General features: G+C 56.6%; 24 protein-coding genes. 22 read left to right on the forward strand and 2 right to left on the reverse strand.

Features of this window, described 5'->3' with window-relative positions; all coding sequences use genetic code 11:
• Positions 1-6: 6 nt before the first annotated feature.
• On the reverse strand, positions 7-396 hold the full coding sequence (locus AC5RE1_RS00175; protein ID WP_493938156.1) for a helix-turn-helix domain-containing protein: 390 nt from the start codon (positions 394-396) through the stop codon (positions 7-9).
• A gap of 140 nt (positions 397-536) precedes the next feature.
• Here AC5RE1_RS00175 and AC5RE1_RS00180 point away from each other — a divergent pair, with 140 nt between their 5' ends.
• Entirely contained in the window at positions 537-791 is a 255-nt protein-coding gene (locus tag AC5RE1_RS00180; protein WP_493938157.1) for a hypothetical protein, read from the forward strand.
• Positions 792-871: 80 nt separating this feature from the next.
• Here the strand turns inward: AC5RE1_RS00180 and AC5RE1_RS00185 are convergent, their stop codons facing one another.
• Positions 872-1,159 (reverse strand): helix-turn-helix domain-containing protein, encoded by a 288-nt coding sequence (locus tag AC5RE1_RS00185; protein ID WP_040318760.1) that lies wholly within the window; start codon positions 1,157-1,159, stop codon positions 872-874.
• A 98-nt stretch (positions 1,160-1,257) separates the two neighbouring features.
• On the opposite strand from AC5RE1_RS00185, the gene AC5RE1_RS00190 reads away from it, so the two are divergent.
• The 21 genes from AC5RE1_RS00190 to AC5RE1_RS00290 all read left to right on the forward strand — a co-directional run.
• Positions 1,258-1,494, forward strand: coding sequence for a helix-turn-helix domain-containing protein (locus AC5RE1_RS00190; RefSeq protein ID WP_424133821.1), 237 nt, complete (start codon positions 1,258-1,260; stop codon positions 1,492-1,494).
• The gene (locus AC5RE1_RS00195; protein WP_006681867.1) at positions 1,491-2,297 is read left to right on the forward strand and encodes a phage repressor protein/antirepressor Ant; all 807 of its coding nucleotides are present in this window, start codon (positions 1,491-1,493) and stop codon (positions 2,295-2,297) included. Before AC5RE1_RS00190 ends, AC5RE1_RS00195 begins: the two co-directional genes overlap by 4 nt.
• Positions 2,294-2,503: a helix-turn-helix domain-containing protein gene (locus AC5RE1_RS00200; RefSeq protein ID WP_493938158.1), complete on the forward strand. Its 210-nt coding sequence runs from the start codon at positions 2,294-2,296 to the stop codon at positions 2,501-2,503. The genes AC5RE1_RS00195 and AC5RE1_RS00200 overlap by 4 nt, the downstream gene beginning before the upstream one ends.
• A gap of 100 nt (positions 2,504-2,603) precedes the next feature.
• Positions 2,604-2,771: a hypothetical protein gene (locus tag AC5RE1_RS00205; protein WP_493938159.1), complete on the forward strand. Its 168-nt coding sequence runs from the start codon at positions 2,604-2,606 to the stop codon at positions 2,769-2,771.
• Positions 2,768-3,091, forward strand: coding sequence for a hypothetical protein (locus tag AC5RE1_RS00210; RefSeq protein WP_493938160.1), 324 nt, complete (start codon positions 2,768-2,770; stop codon positions 3,089-3,091). Before AC5RE1_RS00205 ends, AC5RE1_RS00210 begins: the two co-directional genes overlap by 4 nt.
• The gene (locus AC5RE1_RS00215) at positions 3,091-4,020 is read left to right on the forward strand and encodes a DUF7666 domain-containing protein (RefSeq protein ID WP_493938161.1); all 930 of its coding nucleotides are present in this window, start codon (positions 3,091-3,093) and stop codon (positions 4,018-4,020) included. The genes AC5RE1_RS00210 and AC5RE1_RS00215 overlap by 1 nt, the downstream gene beginning before the upstream one ends.
• A complete protein-coding gene (locus tag AC5RE1_RS00220) occupies positions 4,017-4,229 on the forward strand; it encodes a hypothetical protein (RefSeq protein ID WP_493938162.1) in 213 nt (70 codons plus the stop codon). Before AC5RE1_RS00215 ends, AC5RE1_RS00220 begins: the two co-directional genes overlap by 4 nt.
• Positions 4,229-4,435 (forward strand): hypothetical protein, encoded by a 207-nt coding sequence (locus AC5RE1_RS00225; RefSeq protein ID WP_493938163.1) that lies wholly within the window; start codon positions 4,229-4,231, stop codon positions 4,433-4,435. The genes AC5RE1_RS00220 and AC5RE1_RS00225 overlap by 1 nt, the downstream gene beginning before the upstream one ends.
• Positions 4,432-4,581: a hypothetical protein gene (locus AC5RE1_RS00230; RefSeq protein WP_493938164.1), complete on the forward strand. Its 150-nt coding sequence runs from the start codon at positions 4,432-4,434 to the stop codon at positions 4,579-4,581. The genes AC5RE1_RS00225 and AC5RE1_RS00230 overlap by 4 nt, the downstream gene beginning before the upstream one ends.
• The gene (locus AC5RE1_RS00235) at positions 4,571-5,404 is read left to right on the forward strand and encodes a PD-(D/E)XK nuclease-like domain-containing protein (RefSeq protein WP_493938165.1); all 834 of its coding nucleotides are present in this window, start codon (positions 4,571-4,573) and stop codon (positions 5,402-5,404) included. Before AC5RE1_RS00230 ends, AC5RE1_RS00235 begins: the two co-directional genes overlap by 11 nt.
• Positions 5,397-5,954 carry an ERF family protein gene (locus tag AC5RE1_RS00240; protein ID WP_493938166.1) on the forward strand — a complete coding sequence of 186 codons (558 nt, stop codon included), beginning with the start codon at positions 5,397-5,399 and terminating at the stop codon, positions 5,952-5,954. The genes AC5RE1_RS00235 and AC5RE1_RS00240 overlap by 8 nt, the downstream gene beginning before the upstream one ends.
• Entirely contained in the window at positions 5,951-6,265 is a 315-nt protein-coding gene (locus AC5RE1_RS00245; protein WP_493938167.1) for a DUF4406 domain-containing protein, read from the forward strand. The genes AC5RE1_RS00240 and AC5RE1_RS00245 overlap by 4 nt, the downstream gene beginning before the upstream one ends.
• The gene (locus AC5RE1_RS00250) at positions 6,262-7,512 is read left to right on the forward strand and encodes a DNA-methyltransferase (RefSeq protein WP_493938168.1); all 1,251 of its coding nucleotides are present in this window, start codon (positions 6,262-6,264) and stop codon (positions 7,510-7,512) included. The genes AC5RE1_RS00245 and AC5RE1_RS00250 overlap by 4 nt, the downstream gene beginning before the upstream one ends.
• A gap of 445 nt (positions 7,513-7,957) precedes the next feature.
• The gene (locus AC5RE1_RS00255) at positions 7,958-8,401 is read left to right on the forward strand and encodes a RusA family crossover junction endodeoxyribonuclease (RefSeq protein WP_006681878.1); all 444 of its coding nucleotides are present in this window, start codon (positions 7,958-7,960) and stop codon (positions 8,399-8,401) included.
• A gap of 144 nt (positions 8,402-8,545) precedes the next feature.
• Positions 8,546-9,535, forward strand: coding sequence for a hypothetical protein (locus tag AC5RE1_RS00260; RefSeq protein WP_493938169.1), 990 nt, complete (start codon positions 8,546-8,548; stop codon positions 9,533-9,535).
• Entirely contained in the window at positions 9,532-9,969 is a 438-nt protein-coding gene (locus AC5RE1_RS00265) for a hypothetical protein (RefSeq protein ID WP_493938170.1), read from the forward strand. The genes AC5RE1_RS00260 and AC5RE1_RS00265 overlap by 4 nt, the downstream gene beginning before the upstream one ends.
• Positions 9,970-9,974: 5 nt before the next feature.
• Positions 9,975-10,331, forward strand: coding sequence for a hypothetical protein (locus tag AC5RE1_RS00270; protein ID WP_493938171.1), 357 nt, complete (start codon positions 9,975-9,977; stop codon positions 10,329-10,331).
• Between the two features lie 385 nt (positions 10,332-10,716).
• The gene (locus tag AC5RE1_RS00275; protein WP_493938172.1) at positions 10,717-11,460 is read left to right on the forward strand and encodes a hypothetical protein; all 744 of its coding nucleotides are present in this window, start codon (positions 10,717-10,719) and stop codon (positions 11,458-11,460) included.
• A gap of 74 nt (positions 11,461-11,534) precedes the next feature.
• A complete protein-coding gene (locus tag AC5RE1_RS00280) occupies positions 11,535-11,948 on the forward strand; it encodes a single-stranded DNA-binding protein (RefSeq protein WP_493938173.1) in 414 nt (137 codons plus the stop codon).
• A gap of 138 nt (positions 11,949-12,086) precedes the next feature.
• Entirely contained in the window at positions 12,087-12,371 is a 285-nt protein-coding gene (locus tag AC5RE1_RS00285; protein ID WP_493938174.1) for a hypothetical protein, read from the forward strand.
• A 252-nt stretch (positions 12,372-12,623) separates the two neighbouring features.
• Positions 12,624-12,906, forward strand: a 283-nt coding sequence (locus tag AC5RE1_RS00290; RefSeq protein ID WP_493938175.1) for a hypothetical protein, incomplete at its 3' end; no start/stop codon positions are given.

Genomic DNA, 12,906 nt, shown 5'->3' on the forward strand with positions numbered 1-12,906 from the left:
TGCATTTCAGTCCCACTCTGGGTATTGAGGTGCGTCTTCTTCACCGGTTTTAAGTTGCGAGGCGGCGTATCGTTGTTCTGCCAGCATCGCGTCGGCTTCGCGTTGGTTTTCTTGTCTGCTGGTGGCGGGGAATCGCAGGACGTTTGACTGGGCTTCGAGTTCGTCTTCAGCCTGACGCATTACACGCCACGGAGAAAGGCCAAGAGCACGAGCAAGAGTTTCAAATTTATCCAGAGGAATCGCTGTCTCAGCGTTGAGCATTCGCTTAATGGTCATACGGCTCAAGCCAGTCTTATCCTCAGCCTGACGCAGTGACATTTCTAGAGCGTCATATTTTCGCGCAAGAATCTCACCTATTTTGCGTGTGAGGTCTGTAGGAGTATTACTGTCGCTCATGATGACAGCGTAACAGATATGTGACACGCCATATCTATATTGCTTGACATTGTCACATATATGTGACACTATCATTCTAGTCCTAAACAAAAAGGGCGCTAACACTTACTCATAGTGTCACAGATATGGGACGGAGGGATATGGATATCACGCATGCGATAGCAGCTGAGATTCGAGCAGAAAACTCTCGGCAGGGCCTCGACTACGCCGCCCTAGCAAAACTGCTTGGCAGGACACGGCAGTACGTGTCACGAAAACTCTCAGCAAACATCACTGTTTTCAACGACACCGAACTGTCCAATTTCGGAAAGGCGCTCGGGGTCCCAGCGTCGGAGCTGATGCGCAGGGCTGAAGAAGCAGAAAAGCAAGCAGAAAGCGAAACCCCCAGCCGATAAGAGCGACTGGGGAGAAAGGAAACACGATGAACGAGGTAATTCCCTTTACTTATGAGGATACCGCAGTTTGCCCGATCGCTCTAGGGGTGGGGGTGGAACTCAGTTTTAATCCAGCCCATGCGCGCGTACACGTCGGTAAACAATCCGGGCATACTAATCGAAAGGTGGCTACAGCAACGGTAAATAACCGAAAGAGGTATGTCTCTTTTGCCGTTGAGGTATCGCCCAAGGGTCACGTATTCAACGCCGGTTTCCCGCGAGAGTTGCTTGATGGATTTGCCGTCGAATGCGGCAGCGGCTTTTATCGCCGCCCCGGTCATGGCCGTGAATTTTTGGGCGGCCTCTTTTTCCTCTTCGATACTGCGCATGTCGCCAGTATAGCCGCTTAGCTAGTTTCGATCGCTAGGAGGCTTTAATGTACAACTTGACAGATAGCCAGTGCGGTAATTACTGTAGCCACATGGCAATGTTAGAAAGCTATTCGGCACTATTGAGGTCTGTGGAGGTTGCGATAGCCCTATCAGGGAAAACCAAGAAAGACATCGCAATCAAAGCGGGCATTCACCCAACCACCCTGCATCGAATCCTCGCAGGGAAACGGGACATGAGCGTCAAAACCATGTTCGCAATAGCTGACGCAACAAACACCAGCCCAATCCGACTGGTCGACCGAACACTATGCAGGGAGTGTCTAACCAAATGACTACTAATATTCAGACTTTTTCTAATGCCAATTTTGGTGAGGTTCGTACTCTGGAGCAGAACGGCAAGGTCTTGTTTTGCGGTAAAGACGTAGCGACTGCGCTTGGATATGAAAACCCCAGCAAAGCTATTCGAGACCATTGCAAGGGGGGTCCAATTCGTTACCCCCTTGAGACGGCAGGCGGAACCCAACAAATCCGCTTCATTACTGAAGGCGACCTATATAGGCTAATCGCTTCAAGCAAACTGCCTTCAGCGCAGAAATTCGAAGCCTGGGTATTCGACGACGTTCTCCCGTCGATCCGCAAGCACGGTGGCTACCTCACCCCCGAGGCCACCGAGAAAGCTCTCACCGACCCGGACTTCATCATCCAGCTCGCAACCAGCCTCAAGGAGGAACGAGCCAAGCGGGCGGCACTCGAAGCCGAAAACGAAGCCAATAAGCCAAAAGTGCTTTTCGCTGACGCGGTTGCTACCAGCCACACGAGCATCCTTGTTGGCGACCTCGCGAAAATCCTCAAAGGCAACGGACTCAACATCGGCGCAAACCGACTCTTCACACTCCTGCGCGAGGACGGCTACCTCATCAAACGCCAAGGAAGCGACTGGAACATGCCCACACAACGGGCAATGGAACTCGGGCTCTTCAAGATCAAAGAAACCGCCGTCACTCACTCTGACGGACACGTAACCGTCAACAAGACACCCAAGGTCACCGGCAAGGGCCAGTTGTATTTCATTAAGCGCTACCTCAAGGGCTGGAACAAGAAGCTCCTCGAAGAAGCAGAAAAGGCCGCGTCATGACTAGCCAAGAACTTCCAGATGATCCGCGTGAGGCGTTCAACCCAAACGACTACTACAGCATCACAGCCGTATGCAAACGGCTGGGTTTAGGCCGCTGGACAGTCCAAACAGCGATTAACGAAAAACACCTTCCAGCAGTGAAAGCCGGGAAACGTATCCGCATTAGAGGCAAGGAACTCAACCAATGGATCACACCATACGCATAAAAGAAAAGCTCCCAAGTTGGGAATTGAAGCCTGCCTATCAGACAAGTAAAAAGTGCCCTCCACGTCAAGCACCACGGGAGGGCGAGAGAAAGGATATCTCATGAGAAATCATACACGACAAGACTGGCTCTACAGGCTATTCACACGTTGGGTGAAGCGTTCGAATGCGGTGCCAGACCGTGAAAAGTGGGCTCGTAAGAACCGGAAACTGGTGAGCCAAGCGCACGCCCAGAATGCATGGGATGCGGATATGGGGGCGGCAAAGTGAACGCCGACCGTAATACGGAGATCACTCAAATCGTCCATGACTTTGCTGTTCGCCTTGCTGATGAGGGCATTGCGCCCGATAACCAGATTTTGACCGACCATGCGGACTGTTCGACGTGCCAGTGGGTTTTCTACCACAAGAGTCAGGCTCTGGAGGCGTTGGATCATCTCTGCGGGTGCGGGTACAGGGTTTTGGTTTCTGATGACCGGAAAGTGTATATCCCGGTTCCGACGACTGACCCTAAGCCTTTCTGGCTGATTTTTGTTGGTGTTCGCCCTGAAGAAGCCTCGGCCTACATCGACGACATGGAGGTCGCGTGATGACTACCGTGCATGTGTGTACGCAGAAGGAGTTGGACGAGGCTCTAGCCACACCTAAGTGTCATGAGGTCGTCGTTTGTTCGTCTAGGGATGTGTGGCTGAAGATCAGGGATTCGCGCGGTAAGAATGTTGAGGTATCGGGCGAAGCGATGGTCAAGGTATCGGGCGATACGAGGGTCACGGCATTTGGCGACGCGGTGGTCGATGCATCGGGCGATACGACGGTCAGGGTATTTGAAAATGCGACAGTCTGGGCATACGACAGGTCGATAGTCAGGGCGCGGGACAACGCGACAGTCAAAGCATGGGGCGACGCGACAGTCATGGCATGCGCCCGAGCGACAGTCAAGGCATATGACGACGCGACAGTCATGGCATGCGCCCGAGCGACAGTCAAGGCATATGACGACGCGACAGTCATGGCATGCGCCCGCGCAACGGTCGACGCATGTGGCAGTGCGACAGTCAAGGCCGGGATATGCGTCGCGGTTTATGTCCACTCGAAGGCCGTCACACACCAAGGCGGGGTCATTATCGACATGACCGCAATTGACGCCAATGACCCTGAAACGTGGTGTGCCATGCACCTTGTCGAGGTTGATGAAGACGGGCAGGCTCACCTTTACAAAGCCCTCGACGCTGATCTAAACGCTGGGCACTACTACCGGCTGACCCATTACCCGATTGGACACGTCGTTGACGACACCGCGAACTGGGTGGACGACAACAGCTACGGAAATGGGTTGCATGTGTCGCCGACCCCGTGGCTGGCAAAAGCCTACTACAAGGAAGCATCTCGGTTTGTCGAGGTGTGTTGCCCTGTAGAAGAGTTGCGCCCTATCAACAGTTCGAAGGCGAAGGCTCCCCGCTTGCAGGTGCTCCGTGAGGTCACTCTCGACGGCTCCCCGATTGGGGGTGAAACACGGTGAGTTGGAAAGAGACTATTGCGACCCTTTTCGCTGTCGTCGCTTTGTTTTTCGCGTTCGCGATGCCGGGATTGGACAACCCTCGTGGGTGGCCGATGCCCGTCGCTTTGAGTGGCGTGTGCATATCGCTTACCGTCTCCGGGTTGTTCACCATGTGGGCGATCCGTGACGGCCACCAGTTCCACCGCTTAGACGACGGGGAGGACAACTGATGGGTTATATCCCTGTTCAGACTCCACCCGGACGCGCACCCCGTGCAGCGTGGCGAGGCTGCGAACAGTCGTGGGAGACACCATACGTCGCGCCGCCGGGCTATATGCGGATCACGAAAGCAGACCTCACCGATGGGATCGATCATCCGGTCACCATCATGAGAGCCGCCCCGCAACCAACTGATAAGGAGGAGGAGGGCAAGTGATGCACAACTTTGACCGGCTCCGCGATTTTGTCCAGCCCGACCCACCCGACATTGACGACGAAGAAAACGACCCTTTCGCCTCCAGCGACGAAGAGTATGAGCAGTGGCGCGACCGGCAAATGGGGTTAGACGACTATGACGACTAACCAATTTACTGCCGGAATCTACCCGGACATTCCAGAACTCGACTACCACTCATGCGCATTCGGGCCCACTGATTCCCTCTCGTCCACGGAAGCCAAACGCATACTCAATTGCCCCGCCTTATATAAGTGGAGCAAGGACCACCCCGCCGAACCAAAACCGGCGTTTGATTTCGGGCACGTCGTCCACGCGCTCGTCTTAGGCGCGGGGTTAAACCTCTACGTGCACGAACATGAGAGCTTGCGCACCAAGGCCGCACGCGAGGACATTGAAAAACACCGCGCACGCGGTGAAGTACCTATCGCGTTGGCTGACTTTCAGCGGGCACAAAACGCGGCAGACGCGATCATAAACCACCGCGTGGCGGGCGAACTGTTTGAAACCGGAACCCCCGAACAGTCCATCTACACCCAAGACGAGAAGACCGGGGTCTGGCTTCGAGGCAGGATCGACTGGGAAACCAACGGAACATTGGTCGATTTGAAAACCACGCGGGACGCTAACCCGAGCGTGTGGCGCAGACAGGCAGCCAACCTTGACTACCCGCTCCAGGCGGCGTGGTACCAGACGATGTGGGAACAGGTCACCGGCAACGCGCCTCGTTTCCTGCATGTTCTTGTCGGCGTTGAAGAGCCTCATCTTGTCAGCGTTGTCGAGATGGACGCGGAGTTTTTACAGGCGGGGCGACAGCGTATGCGTAGGGCGATTGACACGTTTGACACCTGCCGGACTTTTAACACGTGGCCCGGATATGCGGACAGGGTGCACATGTTGAGCGCACCCCTTTGGTACTTGAACACCGAACTAGGACAAGACGATGAGTGAAAAACAAGAATCAAAACCTGAATCGAGCATTGAGGCTCTGTTTGCCAGAGCCCTCCGGGACTGCCACAACCCCGAACTTGATGGGTTTAACCCGCATTTTAAGAATAGGTTTGCCACCCTTAAATCAACCCTGCATGTTATCCGCCAGGCATGTCACGCCCACGGGATCGCGTACACGCAAAACATAGATGAAATTAACGGGCAACCAGTGTTGCGGTCTTCCGTATATTCCATGGTGGACGGCGATTTCCTTACCTTGTCGGTTATGCCGATGGAACCTCAGTCGAACCCGCAGGCGTTCGGATCAGCGCTCACCTACACGAAACGTCAGGTGGCGCAAGCCGACTGGGGTATTACCGGTGATCCTGATGACGACGCGGAACAAGCCTCCACCCCTCCAAGGCCAGAGCTTTCTGAGGGTGCGATTTACGACTGTGACGACGTGAATCAGCTCCGCGAATGGTGGAAGCAATACCCGCGTATGCAAAATGCAATACGCTCCCGCGTCGAAGCTCTCACCGCCCAACAACAGGGGGGCGAACAGGCGTGACTCGGGTTTATATTTCCGGCCCCATGACGGGGCGACCGGACAATATCATCGACGAATTCAACAAAGCCGAAGACCAACTACTGAAAGCCGGGTATGAGGTGTTGAACCCGACCAGTGACGGTCTCGCAAACACGGCGCCCTATGAAGATCATGTGCGCGCTGGCCTGCGGATGCTATCCGTCGCGGACGCGCTAGCGTTCCTCCCCGATTGGGAGAGGTCACGCGGTGCTCGTCTTGAAGTCGAGGTTGCGCACGTTTTGAACATCCCCACCCGCCCGGTGTCGGATTACGCGATGGGAGCACGCGCATGAACCCCTACCACAAAGACGACCTCATCACTTTGCATCACGGCGACTGCTTGGAGGTCTTGGCGACCCTGCCCGAGGCATCTGTCGACGCGATAGTCACCGACCCGCCCTACGCCCTGAACTTTATGAATACGGGCTGGGACAAGCATTCCAATTTTGAAGACTGGTGTCGCACCTGGGCAACCGAGTGTCTGCGCGTCCTCAAACCCGGCGGACACATGCTCGCCTTCGGAGGCACGCGAACCTGGCACCGTCTCGCCTGCGGAATCGAAGACGCGGGCTTCGAACTGCGCGACCAGATTGCGTGGCTCTACGCCAGCGGAGTGCCAAAGTCCCTCGACGTTGCTAAGGCAATTGACAAGGAGTCAAACAATAGCAGGGCGCGCAAGCTTGAGTTCACCGAGTGGATGCGTTCAACCGGGATCACGGCTCGCGAGATCAACGAAGCTACCGGAACGCGCACGGGGAACCGCTACTTGTCGAGTAAGCAGCAACCGGCGATCCCGACTGAAGCAATTTTTGACAAGTTGCGTCCACTCCTGCCCAAGGTGCCCGCGCGTATTGAAAAGCTCGTCACTGAGCGAAGCAGTGACGAGTTCTCCGCCTTCGCGAGGCGTACCGACCGTAAGGTCGTCAAACGAAACATAGACAACCAGGCAACAGACTTCGATCGTCGCGTCGTCAATGCTGGTACTCCGGTCCTTGACGAGGCGAAGCGGTGGCAGGGGTGGGGAACCGCCCTCAAACCCGCCTTTGAGCCGTGTATCGTCGCACGAAAGCCCCTTGTCGGGACCGTCGCGGATAATGTCCTTGCCTACGGGACGGGCGCAATCAACATTAACGCGACCCGCTTTGGCGGAACTGACGGCAGATGGCCGCCGAACCTCACCATTGACGATCATGTCGCCGCCGACCTTGATGTGACCACCCCGGGCGGGCGTTCCCGGTTCTTCCCCACCTTCCGCTTCGAGGTGAGGGCACCAACACGGGAGCGCCCCAAGGTCAACGGTGTTGCCCACCCGACCGTCAAGCCCCTCGCCCTCATGCGCTGGCTCGTCCGCCTCGTCACCCAACCGGGCGGCACAGTCCTTGACCCTTTCGCCGGGTCCGGTACGACTTTGGAGGCGGCAGTCCTCGAAGGCTTCAACGCGATCGGCATTGAACGCGAAGAAATCTACCTTCCGCTCATCATGCAGCGGCTCAGGCGGATCGGTGACGTTCCATTCAACTTCGAGGGGGGAACAGAATGAGCAAAAGTGTGTTTAACGACTTTACTGCGCTTAACGATTTGGTTGTTCCGGCGTCTGAAGACGTTGCCTTGTGCACCCAAGTTGGAGAATCCGAATCGTGGCCTGACTCCGCCGATCTTAAAAAGTTGGCGCGCAAAATCTGTTTCATATGTCCACTGTTTGTTGAGTGTCGGACAACAAATGATCGTTTCGAAATCCGAGGGGTGGAAACAGACGAACGAGACTTTGCTGGAATCTTCGCGGGCGAAGACCTATACGAACGCAGGGCTCGCCGTAAAGCTGAGCGCAACAACAAGCCCGCATCTCAAGGCTACGCCAGCGAATGCGACGCCTGCGGACGGCTTGTTCTCGACCAGAACGCCGTCCGACTCTACAAAGGCAGTCGGCGATTGTACGCGTGCGCCCACTGCGTGAACACAACCACCCCAGACAAAAAGGCTAGACCGTGACGGGCACAATCAACTTCTTCGTTCCAGGGGAGCCTGTCCCCGAGGGGTCAACCAAGTACGTCGGGCACGCTGCCGGTCGCCCCATCCTCGTCCACACCGATCCTGACCTTCCCCAGTGGCGGCAGACCATCGGCAACGTGGCGGCCTTGTATGCGCGTCAAGCAGGGTGGATTCTCCCCCTCGAGGAGCCGATCAGCATCCGCGCTGTCTTCTTCATGCCGAAGCCGCCGCGCACGAAATTCAAGGATTCTCCGGCGCGCAAGCCGGACCTCGACAAACTCATCAGGGCGGTCGGTGACGCGCTCGCGCCGAAGGGCGGTCGGGGTGTGATCCGCGAGGACGGGCGCATCATCCGCTGGTTAGCGGAGAAGCGGTGGGCTGACGAGAAGCATCCGGCGGGCGTTGACCTCGCGATCGTCCGACAGGAGGTGCCGTTCTGATGCGACGCCCGCCGTACCCGCGCACCACGCCCATCCGCTCCAACCACGCCTGCCCCAGGTGCGGCGCATGGAGCCCAGACCCGTGGGACCAGAAGAAACCCCACCACTGCCAGCCCAAACCAGACCACAGGAAGGAGGAAGACGATGGGAAGGGAATACTCCCGCGTGAAGCTGACGATCTGGAATGACCCCGACTTTCAGGCGCTCACCTACCGCGCCCAATGGCTTTACTTCGTCATGCTCACCCACCCCACACTCAACGCGTGCGGTGTCCTCGATTGGCGCGAGCCGAAGCTCACGCACTTCACCTCAGGCATCACCGTCCGCGAACTCCGCAACGCCGCATGGGAACTCGGGCAAGGCGGTTTCATCGCCATCGACCCCGACACGGAGGAAGCAGTCATCCGCTCATTCGTCCGCCACGACGGCGGAATGAAGTCGCCCAACATGGTAAAGGCGATCGTCCGCGCTCACGGTGGGATCGCGTCGAGGAAGATTAAGGCGATCGTGTCCGCCGAGGTGCGTCGCGCCCGCGAGGAGCACCCCGACTGGGAGGCCGGTGCGGGTGCCGAGCCGGTCTCGAAACAGTTCACGGACGAGATCGTGAACCCTTCCGATTTCGTTCCAGATTGGTTTCGAAACCCTTCCAATTTTGATTCAAACGGTTTCGATTTTGATTCAAATTCGATCCCCCTAAAAGAGGGGAACCCTTTCAATTTTGATTCCGATCCCATAACCCATAACCCAGAGCCCTCTACTTACGTAGAGAGAGGGGGCGCTTCCGCAAACGCGGAAGACCCCACGCCCACAAAACGACGCTCACAAAAAACCAGGCTCCCCGACAACTGGCAACCCAACGACACGCACGCCGAGACTGCCCGCAGGCTTCATCTCAACCTCGGCTCTGAAGCCGAAGACTTCCGCAACCACGCGCAAGCCCAAGGCCGTCGCCTCGTTGACTGGGATGCCGGATTCAGGTCATGGCTCAAAAAGTCCGCTGAGTACGCCCAAGAACGCCAAGGCAGACAAGGCGCTTATCGGAACCAAGCCACCACAACATCCGAACGCGTCCAAGGCTGGATCGAACTCGGCCAACAATTCGCCCAAGCCCCTAGAAAGGAAATCCAGGCATGACACCTCAGGAAGCTGCCGTCGTCCTCGGCAAGTGCGCGGCCTACGACAACCGGCGCCCCGACCCGGCAACAACCGCCGCATGGGCTGAAGCGCTCGACCCGAATCTGACCCTCGCTGACGCTCTTGCAATAGTCCGCGACCATTACGCCGAATCGCGGGATTGGATCATGCCCGCCGACATTAATCACCGATCCAGAGACATCCGCCGTCAGCGGATCAAGAACGCCCTGGATAACCAGACGTTGACCCCGGACGGTCTCGGGGATGAGCCGCATCTGGAGATCGCGTGGAAGAAAGCGCTCATGCAGGGCTTGGGTGATGGCCTCGACCTCGAGGCCGCGTCCTCTGCCGCGTGGCAGTCGATCGGTCGCACTCCCCCGCCTGAGCTTGAAACCCGCCCCCGCAACCTCTGCCCTCAACTCCGAAAGGCATAACCCCCATGACCCACAACCCCAAGCCCTGGGAAAACACCACCGCATTCACCGGCGACACCCAGCAATTCACCCGCGACAACTGGAACGATCCGTTCATCAACATCTTCCGCGAAGCCTTCGCCCCCGCCGAATACGCAGAAACCTCAATCACCGTCGGGCTCCTCATCGTCCGCCACGAATGGCACAACGACCAGAACTACTACTTCATCGAAGACGGCTTCGAAGACCTGTACGTCATGAGCTTCTACAAGCACCGAGGCAGGACTGACGCGTTCTACGAGGCCGACACAGGCCAACCAATCACGCTCCATATCGCGAAGGACCTCTACAAGCAGATGACCGACCCCGACTACTTCGGCTGACCAAGGGGAACACCCATGACCCGCACACTCGACCGGGCGACCCCATGCGAGACACGCAAGACAAGAACGCAGAAGCGCGAGTGCTACTGCCACACCTGCCGAAAATGCTTCTCTTCGTTGGGCATCGCTCGCCACCGAACCGGACACCTCGACCGGCTGGAGGAGTGCCTCATCACATACTCGAACGGCGACACATACCGCCACTCGATGGCGCGAGACATGCAATGACTAGCACCCCAACGCGCAGACATACCCCAAAAACGCGCTGTAAGGCACCTAGAACGCGTGAACAGCCTCTAAACGTGTCCACGCCTGTCTGACACCTGAAAGCCCGTCAGAACAGCATCTAGACCCCTTAACGACCACCCCTGAAAGGAAACACACGATGACCATCGCAAACCTGCCCAACTGGTTCCACACATTCCAAAAAGAACTCAACGACGACATCAACAACGGAGCAAAATACGACTGCACCCGCAAACCCGGAATATACGTCATCGCCTATAAAACCCAGGAACCAACCACCCACGAAAACGCCGACGACTACATATTCATCCTCGACGGCGAAAAATGCACGTTAAACGAAATCATTAAACGCATCGCCGAATTCGATCCAGTACACACCCTTTATGACACGACCCTAGAAAAAACCGGGCTCATGATCGACGCACACGCACCCTGCTGTGGAGAATACTGCGACTGTGACCCCATAGAGTTCGAATCGATCGACGACGTAAAAGACCTCGCCCAAAACCATCCAGGCGAATTCGACGACCTCATCAGCTGCCTATGCCTGGAAGACGACCCCTGCGCCACCTACTTCGAACAGCTAGAAAAACTCAAGAACTACGCCCAAGAACAAGGCATCAACGTCGGAATCGACATCGTCCCCGTACGCACCGTGCAACGCTACCGTGAAGATCAATTCTTCCTCACCCGCAAATCATGCGAACGCCACATTAAAAAACACGCTCACAAATACTACGGGCGCAATCACCACGCATACGCCGAATACCCCTACCGCAACGACGAATACATGCGCCTCGTCGCGCTCCTTGCGTCAATCGACTTAGAAAAATCAACAATCGTTATCGATAAAACCCGGTACGACTACCTCAAAGACCGGTAATCCGAACGCAACAACATCCACATTGCGCGCGAACTCATCATCAGCAACACACACAGGAAGAAAGAACACGCACCATGACATGTGAAACCACCATCAAAGGAACCATCAGCGAACCCGACCTCCGCTACACCCCAAATGGGACACCCCTCCTCGAAATCGGCATCGCCTGCACGCCACGGCGCAAAAACAAAACCAGCAACGAATGGGAAGACGACGGCTCCCCCCTCTGGATCAACGCCACACTCTGGGACGACGACGCAGAAACCTACGCCGACCTTCTACACAAGGGCGACCGAATTATCGCCGCCGGCACCCTCGCCCGCGAAGAATTCACACGCAACGACGGAGGCAAGGGCGAAAAACTCTTCTTGCGTTTCCCCAAGATTGCCATCGTCCCTAAGAAGCAGGCCCAGCAGACAGTGAGCACTCAAGCCACCTACCCCACACAAGGGGTGCAGGGACAGTTCCCCGCCACCCCACCGTTCTAACCCGACCAAAACAAACGGCGGGCAGGCGGCCCCAGTGTGACTACCTGCCCGCCCCGTTAACAGGCACCAAGGGGCGGACAACGGACTTTGCGAGATGCCAACGCGCACAACACCACCACAAACAAGGAGACCACCACGATGACCGTAATAACCCCGCGCGTTTTCCGACAAAAACCATTCGAAATCGAAGCCATCCAATACACCGGAAACAACATTGGCGAAATCGCCGAATGGGTAATCAACTGCCAGGTAGGCAACCAGTGCGAATTCAAATACAACGGAAACCGCTTAACCGTCTCAGGCGACGACTTTTGCGCGTGCGGCGAACCCGGAAACTGGCTAATCCGCGACCCCGGCACACACTTCGATTTTTACAGCGACAAGCACCTCCACCGCTTCTACGACGAGGTGAACCACGAATGAAAATAACTATCACAATTGAGACAGCAGACGAAAACGTCGCGCTCAACACCGCCTCAGAAACACAGGAACCACCCTGCACAATCGACGGACCAGGCGCACTAGTCGAGCACGCAGACCACGACTCCACCCCACGCCCAATCGGTTTCACCGCACAACCTTGAAAACCCCGAACACCACGACACCACGAACACCACCGCCACCACACACGCCCCAAAAACTCGGACTCACAACAAACACACCCGAGGAGCACGCATGAACCAATGCCCCATCACCGGCGAACCCATAACACCACCAGACACCGTGTCACGCACCGCCGTCAACCAGCTAAAAACCACCGTCAGAGACCTACCCGAACTCATGGCATACGCCAACTACGCCATGACCGGCCTCAAACACGGCAACGACATGTGGGGACTCCACCACCACGAAAGCAAAGAACCCCTCAACCTCAACCTGCTCGAACAAATCACCCAAACCCAAACAACCATCAACGACTGGGCCTACAGATTCGGCTACCACATCCACGTCAACCACC

This window comes from Actinotignum sp. usb-actsch-rep-73 (assembly GCF_059082735.1).

Bases quoted from the DNA above. Each gene is read 5' to 3' on its own strand.
- AC5RE1_RS00175 (WP_493938156.1), bottom strand. From the start codon at position 396: ATGAGCGACAGTAATACTCCTACAGACCTCACACGCAAAATAGGTGAG.
- AC5RE1_RS00180 (WP_493938157.1), top strand. From the start codon at position 537: ATGGATATCACGCATGCGATAGCAGCTGAGATTCGAGCAGAAAACTCT.
- AC5RE1_RS00185 (WP_040318760.1), bottom strand. From the start codon at position 1,159: ATGCGCAGTATCGAAGAGGAAAAAGAGGCCGCCCAAAAATTCACGGCC.
- AC5RE1_RS00190 (WP_424133821.1), top strand. From the start codon at position 1,258: ATGTTAGAAAGCTATTCGGCACTATTGAGGTCTGTGGAGGTTGCGATA.
- AC5RE1_RS00195 (WP_006681867.1), top strand. From the start codon at position 1,491: ATGACTACTAATATTCAGACTTTTTCTAATGCCAATTTTGGTGAGGTT.
- AC5RE1_RS00200 (WP_493938158.1), top strand. From the start codon at position 2,294: ATGACTAGCCAAGAACTTCCAGATGATCCGCGTGAGGCGTTCAACCCA.
- AC5RE1_RS00205 (WP_493938159.1), top strand. From the start codon at position 2,604: ATGAGAAATCATACACGACAAGACTGGCTCTACAGGCTATTCACACGT.
- AC5RE1_RS00215 (WP_493938161.1), top strand. From the start codon at position 3,091: ATGACTACCGTGCATGTGTGTACGCAGAAGGAGTTGGACGAGGCTCTA.
- AC5RE1_RS00225 (WP_493938163.1), top strand. From the start codon at position 4,229: ATGGGTTATATCCCTGTTCAGACTCCACCCGGACGCGCACCCCGTGCA.
- AC5RE1_RS00235 (WP_493938165.1), top strand. From the start codon at position 4,571: ATGACGACTAACCAATTTACTGCCGGAATCTACCCGGACATTCCAGAA.
- AC5RE1_RS00240 (WP_493938166.1), top strand. From the start codon at position 5,397: ATGAGTGAAAAACAAGAATCAAAACCTGAATCGAGCATTGAGGCTCTG.
- AC5RE1_RS00250 (WP_493938168.1), top strand. From the start codon at position 6,262: ATGAACCCCTACCACAAAGACGACCTCATCACTTTGCATCACGGCGAC.
- AC5RE1_RS00260 (WP_493938169.1), top strand. From the start codon at position 8,546: ATGGGAAGGGAATACTCCCGCGTGAAGCTGACGATCTGGAATGACCCC.
- AC5RE1_RS00265 (WP_493938170.1), top strand. From the start codon at position 9,532: ATGACACCTCAGGAAGCTGCCGTCGTCCTCGGCAAGTGCGCGGCCTAC.
- AC5RE1_RS00270 (WP_493938171.1), top strand. From the start codon at position 9,975: ATGACCCACAACCCCAAGCCCTGGGAAAACACCACCGCATTCACCGGC.
- AC5RE1_RS00275 (WP_493938172.1), top strand. From the start codon at position 10,717: ATGACCATCGCAAACCTGCCCAACTGGTTCCACACATTCCAAAAAGAA.
- AC5RE1_RS00280 (WP_493938173.1), top strand. From the start codon at position 11,535: ATGACATGTGAAACCACCATCAAAGGAACCATCAGCGAACCCGACCTC.
- AC5RE1_RS00285 (WP_493938174.1), top strand. From the start codon at position 12,087: ATGACCGTAATAACCCCGCGCGTTTTCCGACAAAAACCATTCGAAATC.